16 protein-coding genes are annotated in these 17,332 nt (G+C 72.9%); 12 read left to right on the top strand and 4 right to left on the bottom strand.

Annotation, left to right across the window (positions count from 1 at the left end; genetic code table 11):
- Positions 1–228 precede the first annotated feature (228 nt).
- Entirely contained in the window at positions 229–1,062 is an 834-nt protein-coding gene (locus tag ACFC0B_RS33240) for a peptidylprolyl isomerase (RefSeq protein WP_376094449.1), read from the bottom strand.
- A gap of 280 nt (positions 1,063–1,342) precedes the next feature.
- Between ACFC0B_RS33240 and ACFC0B_RS33235 the strand changes: the two genes are divergently transcribed.
- The 4 genes from ACFC0B_RS33235 (at position 1,343) to ACFC0B_RS33220 (ending at position 5,719) form a co-directional block, all read left to right on the top strand.
- Entirely contained in the window at positions 1,343–2,050 is a 708-nt protein-coding gene (locus tag ACFC0B_RS33235) for an MBL fold metallo-hydrolase (protein WP_376094446.1), read from the top strand.
- Positions 2,051–2,061: 11 nt separating this feature from the next.
- Complete coding sequence (gene hisS / locus ACFC0B_RS33230; protein WP_376094443.1) at positions 2,062–3,324, top strand: histidine--tRNA ligase; 1,263 nt, start codon at positions 2,062–2,064, stop codon at positions 3,322–3,324.
- Positions 3,321–5,111 (top strand): aspartate--tRNA ligase, encoded by a 1,791-nt coding sequence (gene aspS, locus ACFC0B_RS33225; protein WP_376094440.1) that lies wholly within the window; start codon positions 3,321–3,323, stop codon positions 5,109–5,111. Before hisS ends, aspS begins: the two co-directional genes overlap by 4 nt.
- A 161-nt stretch (positions 5,112–5,272) precedes the next feature.
- A complete protein-coding gene (locus ACFC0B_RS33220; RefSeq protein ID WP_376094437.1) occupies positions 5,273–5,719 on the top strand; it encodes a GNAT family N-acetyltransferase in 447 nt (148 codons plus the stop codon).
- 22 nt (positions 5,720–5,741) lie between these two features.
- Here ACFC0B_RS33220 and ACFC0B_RS33215 read toward each other — a convergent pair whose 3' ends face one another.
- Positions 5,742–6,677, bottom strand: a complete 936-nt coding sequence (locus ACFC0B_RS33215) for a LysR family transcriptional regulator (RefSeq protein WP_376094434.1) — start codon at positions 6,675–6,677, stop codon at positions 5,742–5,744.
- 272 nt (positions 6,678–6,949) lie between these two features.
- On the opposite strand from ACFC0B_RS33215, the gene ppk2 reads away from it, so the two are divergent.
- The 4 genes from ppk2 to rpsD all read left to right on the top strand — a co-directional run bounded on the left by ppk2 (position 6,950) and on the right by rpsD (position 10,883).
- Positions 6,950–7,735 carry a polyphosphate kinase 2 gene (gene ppk2 / locus ACFC0B_RS33210; RefSeq protein WP_376094553.1) on the top strand — a complete coding sequence of 262 codons (786 nt, stop codon included), beginning with the start codon at positions 6,950–6,952 and terminating at the stop codon, positions 7,733–7,735.
- A gap of 152 nt (positions 7,736–7,887) precedes the next feature.
- Entirely contained in the window at positions 7,888–8,499 is a 612-nt protein-coding gene (locus ACFC0B_RS33205) for a hypothetical protein (RefSeq protein ID WP_376094431.1), read from the top strand.
- 42 nt (positions 8,500–8,541) lie between these two features.
- Positions 8,542–9,954 (top strand): replication-associated recombination protein A, encoded by a 1,413-nt coding sequence (locus ACFC0B_RS33200; RefSeq protein WP_376094428.1) that lies wholly within the window; start codon positions 8,542–8,544, stop codon positions 9,952–9,954.
- A gap of 314 nt (positions 9,955–10,268) precedes the next feature.
- Positions 10,269–10,883 carry a 30S ribosomal protein S4 gene (gene rpsD, locus ACFC0B_RS33195; RefSeq protein WP_350570297.1) on the top strand — a complete coding sequence of 205 codons (615 nt, stop codon included), beginning with the start codon at positions 10,269–10,271 and terminating at the stop codon, positions 10,881–10,883.
- Between the two features lie 130 nt (positions 10,884–11,013).
- Here the strand turns inward: rpsD and ACFC0B_RS33190 are convergent, their stop codons facing one another.
- Together ACFC0B_RS33190 and ACFC0B_RS33185 are read right to left on the bottom strand one after the other, a co-directional pair.
- Positions 11,014–11,307, bottom strand: coding sequence for a tetratricopeptide repeat protein (locus ACFC0B_RS33190; protein WP_376094550.1), 294 nt, complete (start codon positions 11,305–11,307; stop codon positions 11,014–11,016).
- A 108-nt stretch (positions 11,308–11,415) separates the two neighbouring features.
- Positions 11,416–12,873, bottom strand: coding sequence for a hypothetical protein (locus ACFC0B_RS33185; protein ID WP_376094425.1), 1,458 nt, complete (start codon positions 12,871–12,873; stop codon positions 11,416–11,418).
- A 247-nt stretch (positions 12,874–13,120) separates the two neighbouring features.
- On the opposite strand from ACFC0B_RS33185, the gene ACFC0B_RS33180 reads away from it, so the two are divergent.
- Genes ACFC0B_RS33180 through ruvX form a run of 4 tightly spaced genes read left to right on the top strand, consistent with a single transcriptional unit; the run spans position 13,121 to position 17,210 of the window.
- Complete coding sequence (locus ACFC0B_RS33180) at positions 13,121–13,597, top strand: DUF948 domain-containing protein (protein ID WP_376094422.1); 477 nt, start codon at positions 13,121–13,123, stop codon at positions 13,595–13,597.
- A gap of 4 nt (positions 13,598–13,601) precedes the next feature.
- Entirely contained in the window at positions 13,602–14,045 is a 444-nt protein-coding gene (locus tag ACFC0B_RS33175; protein ID WP_376094419.1) for a DUF6167 family protein, read from the top strand.
- A complete protein-coding gene (gene alaS / locus ACFC0B_RS33170) occupies positions 14,045–16,714 on the top strand; it encodes an alanine--tRNA ligase (protein WP_376094416.1) in 2,670 nt (889 codons plus the stop codon). The genes ACFC0B_RS33175 and alaS overlap by 1 nt, the downstream gene beginning before the upstream one ends.
- A gap of 16 nt (positions 16,715–16,730) precedes the next feature.
- Positions 16,731–17,210 carry a Holliday junction resolvase RuvX gene (ruvX, locus tag ACFC0B_RS33165; RefSeq protein ID WP_344325577.1) on the top strand — a complete coding sequence of 160 codons (480 nt, stop codon included), beginning with the start codon at positions 16,731–16,733 and terminating at the stop codon, positions 17,208–17,210.
- Positions 17,211–17,332: the final 122 nt, after the last annotated feature.

Here is a 17,332-nt window from a genome sequence, read left to right as displayed (position 1 = left end):
GGGCGGTACGCGTCCGTCGTCCACAGTTGATGTGCGGCGGACCGATGAGTCCGCCGTCCCCGTCCGCCGTGTTCTGCTGCCGAGGGTGACGGCCGGCGGGTCTGGGCACCCTACACAACGCCAACATAGGCGACCAGGCCCGGTGCTGTCCGCATCCGGGCCGGGCGATTTCGGTCCGGGGCCGCCCCGGCGCGCCTCGGCGGCGCGCCGGGAGGGCCCCGGGACGGGTCACCCCTTGGCGGCGGTCACCGAGTTGAGGGTGACGTCGGCCATCGGGTGGCCGTCCCCGCCGCCCTCCAGGGTGCCCGCGGCGGCGATCTTCTGGAGCACGTCCAGGCCGCCCGTGATCGTGCCGAACGGGGTGTAGTTCGGCGGCAGCTGGGTGTCCTTGTAGACCAGGAAGAACTGGCTGCCGTTGGTGCCCGGGCCGGCGTTGGCCATCGCCACGGTGCCGGCCGGGTAGGTGGCGCCGGTCAGGTTCTCGTCGGCGAACTTGTAGCCGGGCCCACCGGTGCCGCCGGGGGCGGTGGCGCTGGCGGTCGGGTCGCCGCACTGCAGCACGTAGATGCCCTCGGTGGTGAGCCGGTGGCACTTGGTGTGGTCGAAGTACTTCTCGCCGGCCAGGAAGGTGAAGGAGTTCACCGTGTGCGGCGCCTTGGCGGCGTCCAGCGAGAGGGTCACCTTGCCGCAGTTGGTGTCCAGGGCCACCGCGTAGGTGGCCTTGGCGTCCACGGTCATCGCCGGCTCGGCCTGCCACTGCTTGCCGTTCGGGGCACCCGCCGCCGGCTCGCCGCAGCCCTCGACCGGCTTGCGGGTCGGCACCGTGGGCTCGGTCGGGGTCGGCGCGGCCTGGGCGGTCGGGCCGTCCTTCTTCTTGTCGTCCGAGTCGAAGGCACCGGTCGCGAAGAGGGTGCCGCCGCCGGCCAGCACGACCACGGCGAGCGAGGCGCCGAGGATCGTGTTGCGACGCTTGCGTGCGGCCGCCGCGGCGACCCGGCGCTCCATCTGGCGCTCGTACTTGTCCCGGGCGAGCTGCCGCCGCCGCTGTTCGCTGCTGACCACCGGCTCTGTCTCCTACGGATGTGCTGATCGCGGATGTGGGGGCTTCGTCTGTGTGCGACGCCGATGCGGATCATCGCACCCATCGGCGGCCAAGTGTAGGGACCGCGACCGTAAGAACGGGGTGAACCGTTCAGCTCGAAGTGAACCTGTCACCCGCATCTGGTTCGCAACCGGACCCGCACCGCCGGTAGGCTGCCCCTACATCACAGTTCGTAGCCGCGGCCGGAGCGGCCGCGGCGGCCGACGCCGAAGACCCGAAGACCGACACCGAAGGACGCGCGTGTTCATCGCCGGATTCCCCGCTGGAGCCTGGGGCACCAACTGCTACCTGGTCGCTCCGGCGCCGGGCGAGGAGTGCGTCATCGTCGATCCGGGCCACCAGGCCGCCGCCGGCGTCGAGGAACTCGTCCGCGAGCACCGGCTCAAGCCGGTCGCGGTGCTGCTCACCCACGGCCACATCGACCACGTCGCCTCCGTGGTCCCGGTCTGCGGCGCCAAGGGCGTCCCGGCCTGGATCCACCCCGAGGACCGCTACATGATGAGCGACCCGGAGAAGGCGCTCGGCCGCTCGCTGGGCACCCAGCTGATGGGCGAGCTGACCGTCGGCGAGCCCGACGACGTGCGCGAGCTCACCGACGGCAGCGTGCTGGAGCTGGCCGGTCTGTCGCTCACCGTCGACCACGCGCCCGGCCATACCGGGGGGTCGGTGACGTTCCGGACGCCCGGCGCCGAGGACCTTCCCCCGGTGCTCTTCTCGGGCGACCTGCTCTTCGCCGGCTCCATAGGGCGAACCGACCTCCCGGGCGGGGACGGCGAGGCGATCCTGCGCTCGCTGGCCCGGGTGTGCCTGCCCCTCGACGACGCCACCGTGGTCCTCTCCGGCCACGGCGGACAGACCACCATCGGCCGCGAGCGCGCCACCAACCCCTACCTCCGGCAGGCAGCGGGGGCGGCCGGCGCCCCGGCTTTCCCGCGACGAGGAATGTGACGGAAGAGAAGTTGAGCACCTTCACCGCCCCCAAGGGCACCTACGACCTGCTGCCGCCCAGCTCCGCGACCTTCCTGGCGATCCGCGAGGCGATCGCCGCGCCCGCCCGCCGGGCCGGCTACGGCTACGTCGAGACCCCGGTCTTCGAGGACGTCAAGCTGTTCTCCCGCGGCGTCGGCGAGTCGACCGACATCGTCAGCAAGGAGATGTACACCCTCACCACCAAGGGCGGCGACGAGCTCGCGCTGCGCCCCGAGGGCACCGCCTCCGTGCTGCGGGCCGCGCTCCAGGCCAACCTGCACAAGCAGGGCAACCTGCCGGTCAAGCTCTGGTACTCCGGCTCCTACTACCGCTACGAGCGCGCCCAGAAGGGCCGCTACCGCCAGTTCTCGCAGGTCGGCGCGGAGGCGATCGGCGCCGAGGACCCGGCGCTGGACGCCGAGCTGATCATCCTGGCCGACGACGCCTTCCGCACGCTCGGCCTGAGCGACTACCGCCTGCTGCTCAACAGCCTCGGCGACCAGCAGTGCCGCCCGGTCTACCGCGCCGCGCTGATCGAGTTCCTGGCCGGCCTGGACCTCGACGAGGACACCCGCCGCCGCGCCGAGATCAACCCGCTGCGGGTGCTGGACGACAAGCGCGAGTCGGTGCAGGCCCAGCTCGTCGGCGCCCCGATGCTGCGCGACTACCTCTGCGAGGACTGCAAGGCCTACGACGAGAAGGTCCGCGAGCTGCTCACCGCCAACGGCGTCGCCTTCGTCGACGACCCCAAGCTGGTCCGCGGCCTCGACTACTACACCCGCACCACCTTCGAGTTCGTGCACGACGGCCTCGGCGCCCAGTCCGCGATCGGCGGTGGCGGCCGCTACGACGGCCTGTCCGAGATGATCGGCGGGCCGGCGCTGCCCTCGGTCGGCTGGGCGCTCGGCGTGGACCGCACCTTCCTGGCCCTGGAGGCCGAGGGCGTCACCCTCGACCTGCCGGCCGCCACCTCCGTCTACGCCGTCGCGCTCGGCGAGGAGGCCAAGAACGTCCTGTTCGCCAAGGTGGTCGAGCTGCGCCGGGCCGGCGTCGCCACCGACCTCGCCTTCGGCGTCAAGAGCATCAAGAACGCCATGAAGTCCGCCGACCGTTCCGGCGCCCGCTTCGCCCTCGTCGCCGGGGACCGCGACCTCGCCGAGGGCGTCGTCCAGCTCAAGGACCTCACCACCGGCGAGCAGAACCCCGTCGCCCTCGACGCACTCGTCACCACCCTGAAGGAGAAGCAGCTGTGATCCGCACGCACGACGCGGGCACGCTCCGCCCGGAGCACGCAGGCACCACCGTCACCCTGGCCGGCTGGGTCGCCCGCCGCCGCGACCACGGCGGCGTGGCCTTCATCGACCTGCGCGACGCCTCCGGCACCGTGCAGATCGTGGTCCGCGACCTCGACTCGGTGCACGGTCTCCGCGCCGAGTACTGCGTCAAGGTGGTCGGCGACGTCCGGGTGCGGCCCGAGGGCAACGAGAACCCGGACATCCCGACCGGCGCCGTCGAGGTCGTCGTCAGCGCGATCGAGGTCCTCTCCGAGGCCGCGCCGCTGCCGTTCCCGGTCGCCGAGTACGAGCCCGGCACGGTCAACGAGGAGGTGCGCCTGCGCTACCGCTACCTCGACCTGCGCCGCGAGGGCCCGGCCAAGGGCCTGCGCCTGCGCTCCAAGGTCAACAACATCATCCGCCGGGTGATGGAGGACAACGACTACCTCGACATCGAGACGCCGTACCTCACCCGCTCCACCCCCGAGGGCGCCCGCGACTTCCTCGTCCCGGTCCGCCTGCAGCCCGGCCACTGGTACGCGCTGCCGCAGTCGCCCCAGCTGTTCAAGCAGCTGCTGATGGTGGCCGGCATGGAGCGCTACTACCAGATCGCCCGCTGCTTCCGCGACGAGGACTTCCGCGCCGACCGCCAGCCGGAGTTCACCCAGCTGGACATCGAGGCCTCCTTCGTCGACCAGGAGGACATCCTGGCCCTCGGCGAGAAGATCATCGGCGCCATCTGGCGCGAGGTCCACGGCTACGAGATCCCCGACCCGCTGCCGCGGATGACCTACGCCGACGCCATGGGCCGCTACGGCTCCGACAAGCCGGACGTCCGCTTCGGCCAGGAGCTCACCGACCTCACCGCGTACTTCAAGGGCACCGACTTCCGGGTCTTCCAGGCCCCGTACGTCGGCGCCGTGGTCATGCCCGGCGGCGCCTCGCAGCCGCGCAAGCAGCTCGACGCCTGGCAGGACTGGGCCAAGGCGCGCGGCGCCCGCGGCCTCGCCTACGTGCTCATCGACGCCGAGACCGGCGAGCTGCGCGGCCCGGTCGCCAAGAACCTCTCCGAGGAGCACCTGGCCGGCCTGGCCGCCGCCGCCGGCGCCAAGAACGGCGACGCGATCTTCTTCGCGGCCGGCAAGGAGCGCCCCTCGCAGGAGCTGCTCGGCGCCGCCCGCCTGGAGATCGGCCGCCGCTGCGAGCTGATCGACGAGTCCCAGTGGGCCTTCCTGTGGGTCGTCGACTTCCCGATGTTCGAGCCGATCGAGGACGACAAGGGCGCCTTCCAGGGCTGGCACGCCGTGCACCACCCCTTCACCGCCCCCACCGCGGAGTCGCTGGCCACCTTCGACACCGACCCGGGCAGCGCCCTGTCCAACGCCTACGACCTCGTGCTCAACGGCTCGGAGCTGGGCGGCGGTTCGATCCGCATCCACCAGCGGGACGTGCAGAAGCGGGCGTTCGACGCGATCGGCCTCTCCGAGGAGGAGGCCGCCTCGCAGTTCGGCTTCCTGCTGGACGCCTTCAACTACGGCCCGCCGCCGCACGGCGGTGTCGCCTTCGGCCTGGACCGGATCGTCACCCTGCTCGGCGGGTACGACACCATCCGGGACGTCATCGCGTTCCCGAAGACGTCCACCGGTGGCGACCCGCTGACCGGGGCCCCCACCCCGATCACCCCGGCGCAGCGCCGCGAGGCCGGCGTCGACGCCCAGCCCAAGGTCCGCGAGGACGCCAAGTCCGAGGGGCAGTCGAAGGCCTGACACCCCGTCGGCCGACATCGGCTAACCTTTCACGGCCCCGGACGGCATTCCCGCTGTCCGGGGCCGGTGCACAACGGCGTGCGACAGAGAGAGGGTTCCCTGTGAAGGTCAGTACCAGAATCGAGTGTCCCGAGGACGCCCCCGCCACCAGACGTGTCCACATGGCCGCCTTCCCCGGCCCCGACGAAGCCGACCTGGTCGACGCGCTGCGCCGCGACCCGGCCTGGCTGCCGGACCTGTCGCTGGTCGCGGTCGACGACTCCGGACTGGTGGTCGGCCACGCGCTGCTCACCCGGCTGCGGGTCGGCAAGGGCAAGGGGCTGGCGCTCGCGCCGGTCGCCGTCGCCCCCGAGTGGCAGCGCAAAGGGGTCGGCGAGCTGGTGGTCAGGGCCGCGCTGACGGCCGCCGAGGACGCCGGCGAGAAGCTCGTCGTCGTGCTCGGTGATCCCGACTACTACGGCCGCTTCGGCTTCATCCCGGCCCAGCGGCACGAGGTGAGCGGCCCGTTCGAGGTGCCCGAGGGGTACCTCCAGGCGCTCACGCTGCCCGCGTACGACGGCTCCCCGCGGGGCCTGTGCCACTACCCCGAGCCCTTCGAAGCGGTTTAAGCGAAACGGTTCAAGGCGCCCGTCAGTCCGACGGCGCCGTCCGGGCCGACCGAGCCGGCTTTCCTCCGAGACCTATCGTGGCGCGACAGCTGCGCACGAACGCGGTCATGGCGGGCGTCGGCTCCCGGTCCTTGGGCCAGTACAGCCCGACCTGGCTCGGGCTCAACCCTCGCACCGGCCGGTACGCGACATCCTCACGCGCTGCCAGCCGACTCATGGTCTCCGGGGCGAAACCGACGCCCTGGCCGCACACCACCGCGGCCAGCCACTCGTCGGTGTTGTGCGCCACCGCGCCGATCCGCACAGGTCGCCCGCCCCGCTCCCGGACCGCCAGCCAGTAGTCGCGCCAGTGCCCGGCCTCGTGCGGGATCGCCACGAAGGGCTCGTCGAGCAGCTCCTCGAAGTCGATCACCGCACGGGCGGCCAGCCGGTGCCCGGCCGGCAGCGCCGCGCAGCGCGCCTCCTCGCCCAGCACGGCCACGCTGTACCGCTCGGCGAGCGACGGCGGGGCGTGCCAGAGCGTCAGGTCGATCTCGCCGCCGGCCAGGCCCGAGGTCGGGTCGAACCAGTTGTTCTGCCGCAACTCCACCTGCCAGCCCGGCATCCGGCGGGCGAAGTCCGCCACCGTGCGCCGGCTCATCAGGTTGATGATGCCGCCCTCGAACCCCACCCGCAGCGTCGAGCCCTGGCTCGCGGCGGCCGCCCGGGTGGCGCGCAGCGCCTCCTCCCAGCCCGCCAGCAGCGCCCCGGCGTGCGCGGCCAGGGCCCAGCCGGCCCGGGTGGGGGCCATGCCGCGCCGGGACCGCTCGAAGAGTTCGACCCCGAGCTGGCTCTCCAGCTGGCGGATCTGCTTGGTCAGCGTCGGCTGGGAGACGAACAGCCGGGCCGCCGCCGCGGTCAGCTGGCCCTCCTCGCAGACCGCGGCGAAGCTGCGCAGCAGGCGGGTGTCGACATCCATGCCCCAAGGTTATGGAACCGGAAATTGGACCCGTCCGGCAGGTCTGGGTCATGGTTGATCGCTCGGTCCTCGGACCGGCCGACGGGGGAGCCGGGCAGCGGCGGTTCAGGGGGCCGCCGCTGTCCGGCCGGAACCCCCCGGACCTGCGGGAACCCGGTCCAGGACGTACGGTGAAGGGTCATCAGCACCCCACCGAACGGAGGCCCCAGGTGGCAGCGAAGGCCCAGCGCGAGCAGAGCGCCCCGGACGCGCGGACCGGTCCGGGCGAGCGCCTGGCGAGGAAGCCCTACGAGCGGGAACTGCTGCGGCTCCAGCACGAGCTGGTGAAGCTCCAGGAGTGGGTGCGCACCGAGGGCGCCCGGCTGGTGGTGGTCTTCGAAGGGCGCGACGCGGCCGGCAAGGGCGGCGCGATCAAGCGGGTGACGGAGTACCTGAACCCGCGCATCGCCCGGGTGGCCGCGCTGCCGGCGCCCACCGAACGGCAGCGCACCCAGTGGTACTTCCAGCGCTACGTGGAGCACCTCCCGGCCGCCGGGGAGATCGTCCTGTTCGACCGCAGCTGGTACAACCGGGCCGGGGTGGAGAAGGTGATGGGCTTCTGCACCGAGGAGGAGTACTGGCAGTTCCTCCAGCAGTGCCCGACCTTCGAGCGGATGCTCACCGAGTCCGGCCTGCTGCTGCGCAAGTACTGGTTCTCGGTCAGCGACACCGAGCAGGAACGGCGCTTCCGGGACCGGCTGGAGGACCCGATGAAGCGGTGGAAGCTCTCGCCGATGGACGTCGAGTCGATCACCCGCTGGGAGGACTACTCGCGGGCCAAGGACGAGATGTTCCTCCACACCGACACCCCGGACTCCCCGTGGAACGTGGTGGAGAGCGACGACAAGCGGCGGGCCCGGATCAACATGATCGCCCACCTCCTCTCCACCGTCCCGTACCGCGAGGTGAGGCCGCAGACGATCGAGCTGCCGGAGCGTCCGGCCTCGCGCGGCTACCAGCGGCCGCCGCGGGACCTGCAGCGGTACGTCCCGGACCACGCGGCGGGCCTCGGCGGGTAGCGGTCCGCTCGGGGCCGGGGGCCGGTGCCTCCGCCTCGGCCTCCGCCGAACGGACGTGCGGCGTTGCCGCGGCCGCCGCGCGGCCGTCCGATGGAGGTGCTCGGGACGGCCCCGGCGCCCCGGGGCGCCCGGACGAGGTCAGGAGACCGCCCATGTTCGTTCGCACCGGCTACTTCACCGGCGATCCCGCGTTCATCGACCGGGCGCTCGACGGGCTGTCCGCCGAGGCGGTCGGCCTGCTGTCGGCGCAGCCCGGCTACACGGGCTACGGACTGTTCGCCGACCGGGAGCTCGGCATCATCGTGATGGGCTCGTGGTGGGCGAACCGGCAGGCCGAGCGGGACAGCTTCGAGCAACTGCGCGGCCGGCGCGACGAACTGCTGGCCCCGTTCGCCGTGACGGCGACCGTCGACGTCTGGGAGGCCGCGGTGGTCTGGGAGGCCTCGGTGGCCCGGCCGGGGTCGTGGTTCCGGCTCGTCCGGTTCGACGTCGACCGGGCGAACGCCGGGCGGGTCGCCGACCGGTACCGGGAGGAAGGCCTGCCGGCCCTGCAGCGGATCGACGGCTTCCTCGGCGGCTCGATGCTGCTCAGCGACGAGGACGAGCGCGGCGCGGTCGGCGGCCTGTTCACCGACCGGGCCGCCCTGGTCGCCTCGCGCGGCCCGGCCGCCGGGGTCCGCGCCCGCGGGGTGACGGCCGGCGGGCTGACCCTGCGCTCGCTGGAGGAGTTCGAGACGGTCCTGATGGACGTCCCGCAGGCGTAGCGCCCGCCCGGGCCTGTCGGCGGGCTCGCATAGGCTTCCGGTGTGGACGAACCGGACCTCTTCACCGCCGCCGCCGAGGAACGCCAGAGCAAGGAGCCCGGCCGGGCGCCGCTCGCCGTGCGGATGCGCCCGCGCACCCTCGACGAGGTGGCCGGCCAGCGGCAACTGCTCAAGGACGGCTCCCCGCTGCGCCGGCTGGTCTCGGGGTCGCGCGGTCCGGCGGCGACCAGCTCGGTGATCCTCTGGGGACCGCCGGGCACCGGCAAGACCACGCTGGCGCACGTCATCAGCCAGGCGGTGGAGGGCCGGTTCGTCGAGCTGTCCGCGATCACCGCCGGGGTCAAGGAGGTGCGCGCGGTCATCGACGGCGCCCGCCGCGCGGTCGGCATGACCGGCCGGGAGACGGTGCTCTTCCTCGACGAGATCCACCGCTTCTCCAAGGCGCAGCAGGACTCCCTGCTGCCCGCGGTGGAGAACCGCTGGGTCACCCTGATCGCCGCGACCACCGAGAACCCGTACTTCTCGGTGATCTCCCCGCTGCTCTCCCGCTCGCTGCTGCTCACCCTGGAGTCGCTGACCGACGACGACGTGCGGGCGCTGCTGCGCCGCGCGGCCGCCGACGAGCGCGGCCTGGGGGGCGCGGTGGAGCTGAGCCAGGAGGCCGAGGACCACCTGGTGCGGCTGGCCGGCGGGGACGCCCGCAAGGCGCTCACCACGCTGGAGGCGGCGGCCGGCGCCGCGCTGGAGAAGGGCGAGGCGAGCATCACGCTGGCCACCACCGAGACCGCCGTCAACCACGCGGCCGTCCGCTACGACCGGGACGGCGACCAGCACTACGACGTGGCCAGCGCGCTGATCAAGTCGATCCGGGGCAGCGACGTGGACGCCACGCTGCACTACCTGGCCCGGATGATCGAGGCGGGCGAGGACCCCCGGTTCATCGCCCGGCGGCTGATGATCTCGGCCAGTGAGGACGTCGGCCTGGCCGATCCGACGGCGCTGCAGACCGCGGTGTCGGCGGCCCAGGCGGTGGCGCTGATCGGCTTCCCGGAGGCGCGGATCATCCTCTCCCAGGCGGCCATCGCGCTCGCCCTGGCGCCCAAGTCCAACGCCGCCTACCTGGCGATCGACGCGGCGCTCGCGGACGTCCGGCAGGGGCTGGCCGGGCCGGTGCCGCCGCACCTGCGGGACGCGCACTACGGCGGCGCGGGCAAGCTGGGGCACGGCCAGGGGTACCGGTACCCGCACGACCTGCCGGAGGGCATCGCGGCCCAGCAGTACGCGCCGGACGCGGTGCACGGCAAGGCGTACTACCGGCCGACCCGGCACGGCGGCGAGGCCCGCTACGCGGACGCGGTGGAGTGGACCAGGGCCCGGCTGCGGGGGGAGCCGAAGGGCGGCGACGCCGGGGGCGGGTCGAAGGGCGGGGAGAAGCCCGGGTCAAAGGGCGAGTGATCTGCCGGTATACTCGGGCGGAGTGCCGTGTCCCGGGACGGCGGCGGGGGAGACCCCGACCGACCGGCCGCACCAGCGGGGCATCGGCCGTCGGCCTCCTCCGGGAGGTCCGTACCAGGAGCGTCGCGCACCGTTTCGGTGTCGCGGGTGACCCGGTTTCCGGTTCGATCCGTGTGACAAGCACACTTCGTGCCCGGCTCCGGAGAGCGGCTGATCGCACTGCCCCCGGGCGGTGGGGTTTTCTCCGGGCCGCGACGTGCGACCTCCGTCAACACCTGGTGAAGCCGTATTCGTGAGCAAGGAAGGTTTGGTTCATGGCGAACCAGAAGCGCCCCAAGGTCAAGATCGCGCGTGCGCTCGGCGTGCCGCTGACCCCGAAGTCCGTCAAGTACTTCGAGGCCCGCCCGTACCCGCCCGGCCAGCACGGCCGTGGTCGCAAGCAGAACTCGGACTACAAGGTCCGTCTGGTCGAGAAGCAGCGTCTGCGCGCTCAGTACGACCTGAGCGAGAAGCAGATGGCGCGTGCGTTCGACCGCGCGAAGAAGGCCGAGGGCAAGACCGGTGAGGCGCTCGTCGCCGAGCTGGAGACCCGCCTCGACGCCCTGGTGCTGCGTTCGGGCATCGCCCGCACCATCTACCAGGCCCGTCAGATGGTCGTCCACGGCCACATCGAGGTCAACGGCGGCAAGGTCAACAAGCCGTCGTACCAGATGAAGCCGGGCTTCGTGGTCACCGTCCGCGAGCGCAGCAAGGAGAAGGTCCCGTTCCAGGTCGCCCGTGAGGGTGGCAACGCGGGCGAGGGCCAGACCCCGAAGTACCTCGAGGTCAACCTGAAGGCCCTGGCCTTCCGCCTGGACCGCGCGCCGCAGCGCAAGGAGGTCCCGGTGATCTGCGACGAGCAGCTCGTCGTCGAGTACTACTCGCGCTGACCCGCGAGCGGTATCACCTGCGGTACCCAGCGAGCCCCCGTCGCCCTTGTGGCGGCGGGGGCTCGTCCCTTGTCCGGGCGTCCCTTGTCCGGGCGTTCCGTGTCCGGTCGGTCCGGTCCGGCCGGTCGGGTCAGTACGACTCGCCGGTCATCGCGGAGGCCAGCCGCAGGTGCGGGCGGGCCTCCTCGGCGCGGCCCTGGCGCTCCAGGGTGCGGCCGAGCATCAGCCGGGCGTAGTCCTCGGTCGGGTCGGCGTCCAGCACCCGGAGCAGCTCGGCCTCGGCCTTGCGCAGCTGGGCGGAGTGGAAGTAGCTGCGGGCCAGCAGCAGCCGGACCGAGAGGTTGGCCGGCTCCTCGGCGAGGACCCCTTCGAGCATCCGGGCGGCGTCGGTGTACGCCTTGGATTCGAAGTAGAAGTTCGCCATGCGGTACTCGTCGGCGATGTTGGCCACGGGGTGCTCCTTCCGTACGGTGGTTCCGCCCGCTCCAGCAACGGACAAGATTCAACTATTCCCGGGCCCGTCCGGCGGTCCTCACCGCTCCACCGGGGAGGGCCGGGGCGCCGGCGGCAGCGGTCCGGGGCCGGGCCGCGGACCCGGACCGCCGGGGTGGTCGCCGCCGCCCAGCGCGCGGTGCACGGCGGCGTCCAGGTCGAGCCGGGTGCCGGTGGCGAAGAAGTCGGCGAACTCCTGCTCGGTCAGCCCGGCGACGGCGCGCTCCTCGCAGGCGCGGTGCGGGCCGCTGAAGCTGCGGGAGCCGAAGAACGGCTTGCCGACCGCGCGCCAGATCCGGTGCGCGGCGCCCTGCAGCACCCGGGCCTCGCGCAGGTCCCCCGGCTCCCCGGGGCCGGCCGGCTCGGTCTCCAGCAGTGCCAGCAGGTCGATCGCCAGCACGATGCCCAGCAGGTCGTTGAAGAGGTGGTTGAGCCGCACGCTCTCCCGGGCCAGCGTCCGGGCCGGGCGGACCTCGCCGTCCAGCCAGTGCGCGTACGCCAGTGCGTAGAGCCCGTGCGCGTACGCCCACTGCTCGCCGTGCTCCTCGCACAGCTCGCGGATTCGGCCGAGCCAGAGCCCGCCGCTCTCCCGGTCGCCCTGGAAGAGGTGGGCGAGGCCCAGCTCGAACATCGCCATCAGCACGTTGCTGTCGAGCTCGCCGATGGTGCGGTAGTGCCAGAGCGCCTCCTCGAACAGCTCGGCGGCGCGGGCCGGGTCGTCGCCGATCAGCGCGGCGCAGCCCTGCCGGTGCACCGCGTGGGCCAGCGCGCGGTCGTCGCCGGTGGCCAGGGCCTGGCGCCGGCACTCCTCCAGGGCGGGCCGGGCGGCCGCCAGGTCGCCCTGGAGGGTGGCCGTGCAGCCGGTCACCCAGAGCGCCTTGGCGCGGGCCCCGGTGGGCTCCGGGTCGAGTGCCAGCGCCCGCTCCAGCCAGTGCCGGCCCTCGCCGAGGTGGCCGCAGCCGACCCAGTAGAACCAGAGCGTGCCGGCCATCAGCAGGGCGATCTGCTCCTCGCCGGGCTCGGTCAGGCAGAACTCCAGGGCGGCCCGCAGGTCGGGGTGCGCCAGTCCGGTGCGCTCGGCGGTCTCGGCCTGCCGGGGGCCGAACCACTCGACCTCGCCCCAGGTGGCCACGCCCAGGTACCAGTCCCGGTGCCGGCGCAGCAGCCGGCGCTCCTCGTCGCCCGCCCGCAGCCACCGCCGTCCGTACCCGCGGACGCTGTCCAGCAGCCGGAACCGCACGCCGTAGGGGCTCGTCTCGCGCAGCAGGACGGACTTGGCGACGAGCTCGGTGAGCAGGTCGAGCAGCTCGTCGGGGTCGACGCCCTCGCCGGTGCAGACGTACTCGGCGGCGTCGAAGTCGAAGCCGCCCGCGAAGACCGAGAGGCGGGCCCAGAGCAAACGTTCCTGCATCGTGCAGAGCTCATGGCTCCAGCCGATCGTGGTGCGCGGCGTCCGGTGGCGCGGCAGGCCCGGCCGCGGCGTCGATTCCCCGTCCACACGCTGCTCCCCGCTTCGAGGCCCGGGCCAGGCCGGCCCGGGCGTCCGTCCGTCTGGGCCGTCCGGGTGGCGGCCTGCCTGGCAGAACGAGGTGACCGGCGGGTAGGTTACGCGCCCGGATCGCACACCCGGTCGGATCGCCGCGCGCCCGCGCGGGGAAACCCGGTCCGGAAACTCCGTGCGGTCGCGATAGGGTTCCCTAGGGCGTGCACGCCCGAGAGACTGCGAGGCGAGGGAGCGCGCAAAGGTGTCCGTGGGAGAGCTGGCCGGCCTGCTCGTCGCCGTGTTCTGGGCGGTCCTGGTCACCCTGCTCGCGGTCGTGCTGGTCCGGCTGTCGCGGGTGCTCAAGGAGGCCACCGTCCTGGTCTCGGCGGTCACCGAGCAGGCCGTGCCGCTGCTGACCGACGCCGGAGCCGCCGTGCGCAGCGCCAACGAGCAGCTGGAGCGGGTGGACGAGATCACCGCCAACGTGCAGGACGCGGCGGCCAACGCCAACGCGCTCTCCTCCACCGTCGCGGCCACCCTCGGCGGCCCGCTGGTCAAGGTCGCGGCGTTCAGCTACGGCGTGCGCAAGGCGGTCGCCAAGCAGCAGGGCACCGCCACGCTGCCGACCCAGCCGGCCGAGCGCGAGGAGCTGGCCCGGCTGATCCGGGCCGAGGTGCGCGCCGCGACCGCGTCCAAGAGCGGCCTGCTCTCCAGGGTCCGGCGCGCGGTGAGGGGCTGACGGCATGGTGCGACGCATCTTCTGGATGGCGGTCGGCGCCGGCGCCACCGTCTGGGCCGTGAACAAGGCCAACGAGACCGTGCACCGGCTCACCCCGGACAGCCTCTCCGGCACCGCCGCCCGCGGCGCGCTGCACCTGGGCGACCTGGCCAAGCAGTTCGCCCAGGACGTACGGGCCGGCATGACCGAGCGCGAGGAGCAGCTGCGCGAGGACCTCGGACTGGACGGCACCGCCGTCGTCGAGCCGCGCCGCCGGGGCGCGCTGCGCGGCGAGCCCCGGTACCGAGCTATCTCGGCGGCGCCCGGGAGCCCGGCCGCCGCCCTGCCTCCGTCCAGCAGCGCCCGCGCATCGTCCCCCGACGATGCCCGCACCACCCCCCAAGCCATCGAGAAAACGCCCCGACGCGCGCTTCCGCCGCGGGGCGGCACCAACCGGAAGGACCACTAATGGAGTCGGCAGAGATCCGCCGCCGCTGGCTGCGCTTCTTCGAGGAGCGCGGCCACACCGTCGTTCCGTCGGCGTCCCTGGTCGCCGACGACCCCACCCTGCTGCTGGTCAACGCCGGCATGGTCCCGTTCAAGCCCTACTTCCTGGGCGAGGTCAAGCCGCAGTTCTCGCGCGCCACCAGCGTCCAGAAGTGCGTGCGCACCCTGGACATCGAGGAGGTCGGGAAGACCACCCGGCACGGCTCCTTCTTCCAGATGTGCGGCAACTTCTCCTTCGGTGACTACTTCAAGGAAGGAGCCATCAAGTTCGCGTGGGAGCTGCTCACCACCCCCGTCGCGGACGGCGGCTACGGCCTGGAGAAGGAGAAGCTCTGGATCACCGTCTACAAGGACGACGACGAGGCCGAGCAGATCTGGCGTGACGTCATCGGCGTGCCCTCGGAGCGCATCCAGCGCCTGGGCATGAAGGACAACTTCTGGTCGATGGGCGTCCCCGGCCCGTGCGGCCCGTGCTCGGAGATCAACTACGACCGCGGCCCCGCGTACGGCGAGGAGGGCGGCCCGGCCGTCAACGGCGAGCGCTACCTGGAGATCTGGAACCTGGTCTTCATGCAGTACGAGCGCGGCCACGGCGACGGCAAGGACGGTTTCGAGATCCTCGGCGACCTGCCGAGCAAGAACATCGACACCGGCCTCGGCCTGGAGCGGCTGGCCGCCATCCTGCAGGGCGTCGACAACCTCTTCGAGATCGACACCAGCCGGATGATCCTGGACCGGGCCGCCGAGCTGACCGGCCACACCTACGGCGCCGACCACAAGGCCGACGTCTCGCTGCGCGTGGTCACCGACCACATCCGCACCGCGCTGATGCTGATCGGCGACGGCGTCACCCCCGGCAACGAGGGCCGCGGCTACGTGCTGCGCCGCATCCTGCGCCGCGCCATCCGCAACATGCGCCTGCTGGGCGCCACCGGTGTGGTCGCCAAGGACCTCACCGACGTCGCGATCAAGGCGATGGCCCCGCAGTACCCGGAGCTGGAGACCGACCGCAAGCGCATCGAGACGGTCGTCACCGGCGAGGAGGCGGCCTTCCTGCAGACCCTGAAGGCCGGCACCAGCCTGCTGGACGCCGCGGTCACCGAGACCAAGCAGGCCGGCGGCGCGGTGCTCTCCGGCGACCAGGCCTTCAAGCTGCACGACACCTACGGCTTCCCGATCGACCTGACCCTGGAGATGGCCGAGGAGCAGGGCCTCCAGGTCGACGAGTCCGGCTTCCGCCGCCTGATGCAGGAGCAGCGGGACCGGGCCAAGGCGGACGCCAAGGCCAAGAAGATGGGCCACGCCGACGTCGCCGCGTACCGCGAGGTCGCCGACACCTCCGGCGCCAGCGTCTTCACCGGCTACGCCCTCACCGAGGGCGAGGCCACCGTGGTCGGCCTGCTGGTGAACGGCGCCCCGGCGCCGGCCGCCTCCGAGGGCGACGAGGTCGAGATCATCCTCGACCGCACCCCGTTCTACGCCGAGGGCGGCGGCCAGCTCGCCGACCACGGCCGGATCCGGCTGGAGTCCGGCGCGGTCGTCGAGATCCGCGACGTGCAGCAGCCCGTCCCGGGCGTGATCGTGCACTCCGGCGGCGTGCTGTTCGGCGAGGTCGTGCTCGGCTCCTCCGCGTACGCCACCATCGACGTCGAGCGCCGCCGGGCGATCGCCCGCGCCCACTCGGCCACCCACCTGACCCACCAGGCGCTGCGCGACGCGCTCGGCCCGACGGCCGCCCAGGCCGGTTCGGAGAACGCCCCGGGCCGCTTCCGCTTCGACTTCGGCTCGCCCGCCGCCGTGCCCGGCAGCGTGCTGACCGACGTCGAGCAGAAGATCAACGACGTGCTGACCCGCGAGCTGGAGGTCACCGCCGAGGTCATGACGATGGACCAGGCCCGCAAGGCCGGCGCCATCGCGATGTTCGGCGAGAAGTACGGCGACGAGGTCCGCGTCGTCACCATCGGCGACTTCTCCAAGGAGCTGTGCGGCGGCACGCACGTCGGCAACACCGCCCAGCTGGGCCTGGTGAAGCTGCTCGGCGAGTCCTCGATCGGCTCCGGCGTGCGCCGGGTGGAGGCGCTGGTCGGCGCCGACGCGTACCGGTTCCTGGCCCGTGAGCACACCGTGGTCGCCCAGCTGACCGAGCTGGTCAAGGGCCGCCCGGAGGAGCTGCCGGAGAAGATCTCCGGCATGCTCGCCAAGCTCAAGGACGCCGAGAAGGAGATCGAGCGCTTCCGCGCCGAGAAGGTGCTCGCGGCCGCCGCGGGCCTCGCCGACTCGGCCGAGGACGTGCACGGCATCGCCGTGGTGGCCGCCCGGGTCGCCGACGGCACCGGCGCCGACGAGCTGCGCAAGCTGGTCCTGGACGTGCGCGGCCGCCTCGGCTCGCGCCCGGCCGTGGTCGCCGCGTTCACCGTGGCGAACGACCGCCCGCTGACCGTGATCGCCACCAACGAGGACGCCCGCGGCCGCGGCATCAAGGCCGGCGAGCTGGTCCGCACCGCGGCCAAGACCCTCGGCGGCGGCGGTGGCGGCAAGGACGACGTCGCCCAGGGCGGCGGCACCAACCCGGCCGCGATCGACGAGGCCGTCGCCGCTGTGCGCGGCCTGGTCGCGGAGCGTGCCTCCTGATGGGGTCCGCGTTCTGATGGAGTTCGAGGAGAAGCCCTTCCGGCGCGGGCGGCGGATCGCCGTCGACGTCGGGGACGCCCGGATCGGGGTCGCGTCCTGCGACCCCGACGGGGTGCTCGCCACCCCGGTGGAGACCGTCCCGGCCGGCGTCAAGTCGCAGGCCCGGATCGCCGCGATCGTCGAGGAGTACGGTGCGATCGAGGTGATCGTCGGGCTGCCGCGCTCGCTCAGCGGCAAGGAGGGACCGGCGGCCGAGAAGGTCCGCGGCTACGCGGCCCGGCTGGCCAACCGGCTCTGGCCGGTACCGGTCCGGCTGGTCGACGAGCGGATGTCGACGGTCACCGCGACCCACGGGCTGCGCGCCTCGGGGGTCAAGGCCAAGAAGGGCCGCTCGGTGGTCGACCAGGCCGCCGCCGTGGTGATCCTGCAGACCGCCCTTGAGTCCGAACGGGTGAGCGGACGCCCGCCGGGTGAGAGCGTCGAGGCGGCGGGCTGACCGGCCTGTTCTAACGTCCCGAAGAGGGGTCCGTGCGGACGCGCGTGCGCGAGGGCCCCAATGCCCGTGGTGTCGGGGCGCTGGGCGGGCGGGCCCCCGAGGGGGCTCGGTTGCCGGAGTAG

Source organism: Kitasatospora sp. NPDC056184 (genome assembly GCF_042268405.1).
Lineage (GTDB): Bacteria > Actinomycetota > Actinomycetes > Streptomycetales > Streptomycetaceae > Kitasatospora.
Note: the sequence above shows the minus strand (reverse complement) of the source record. Positions and strands in the feature narration are given on the sequence as shown.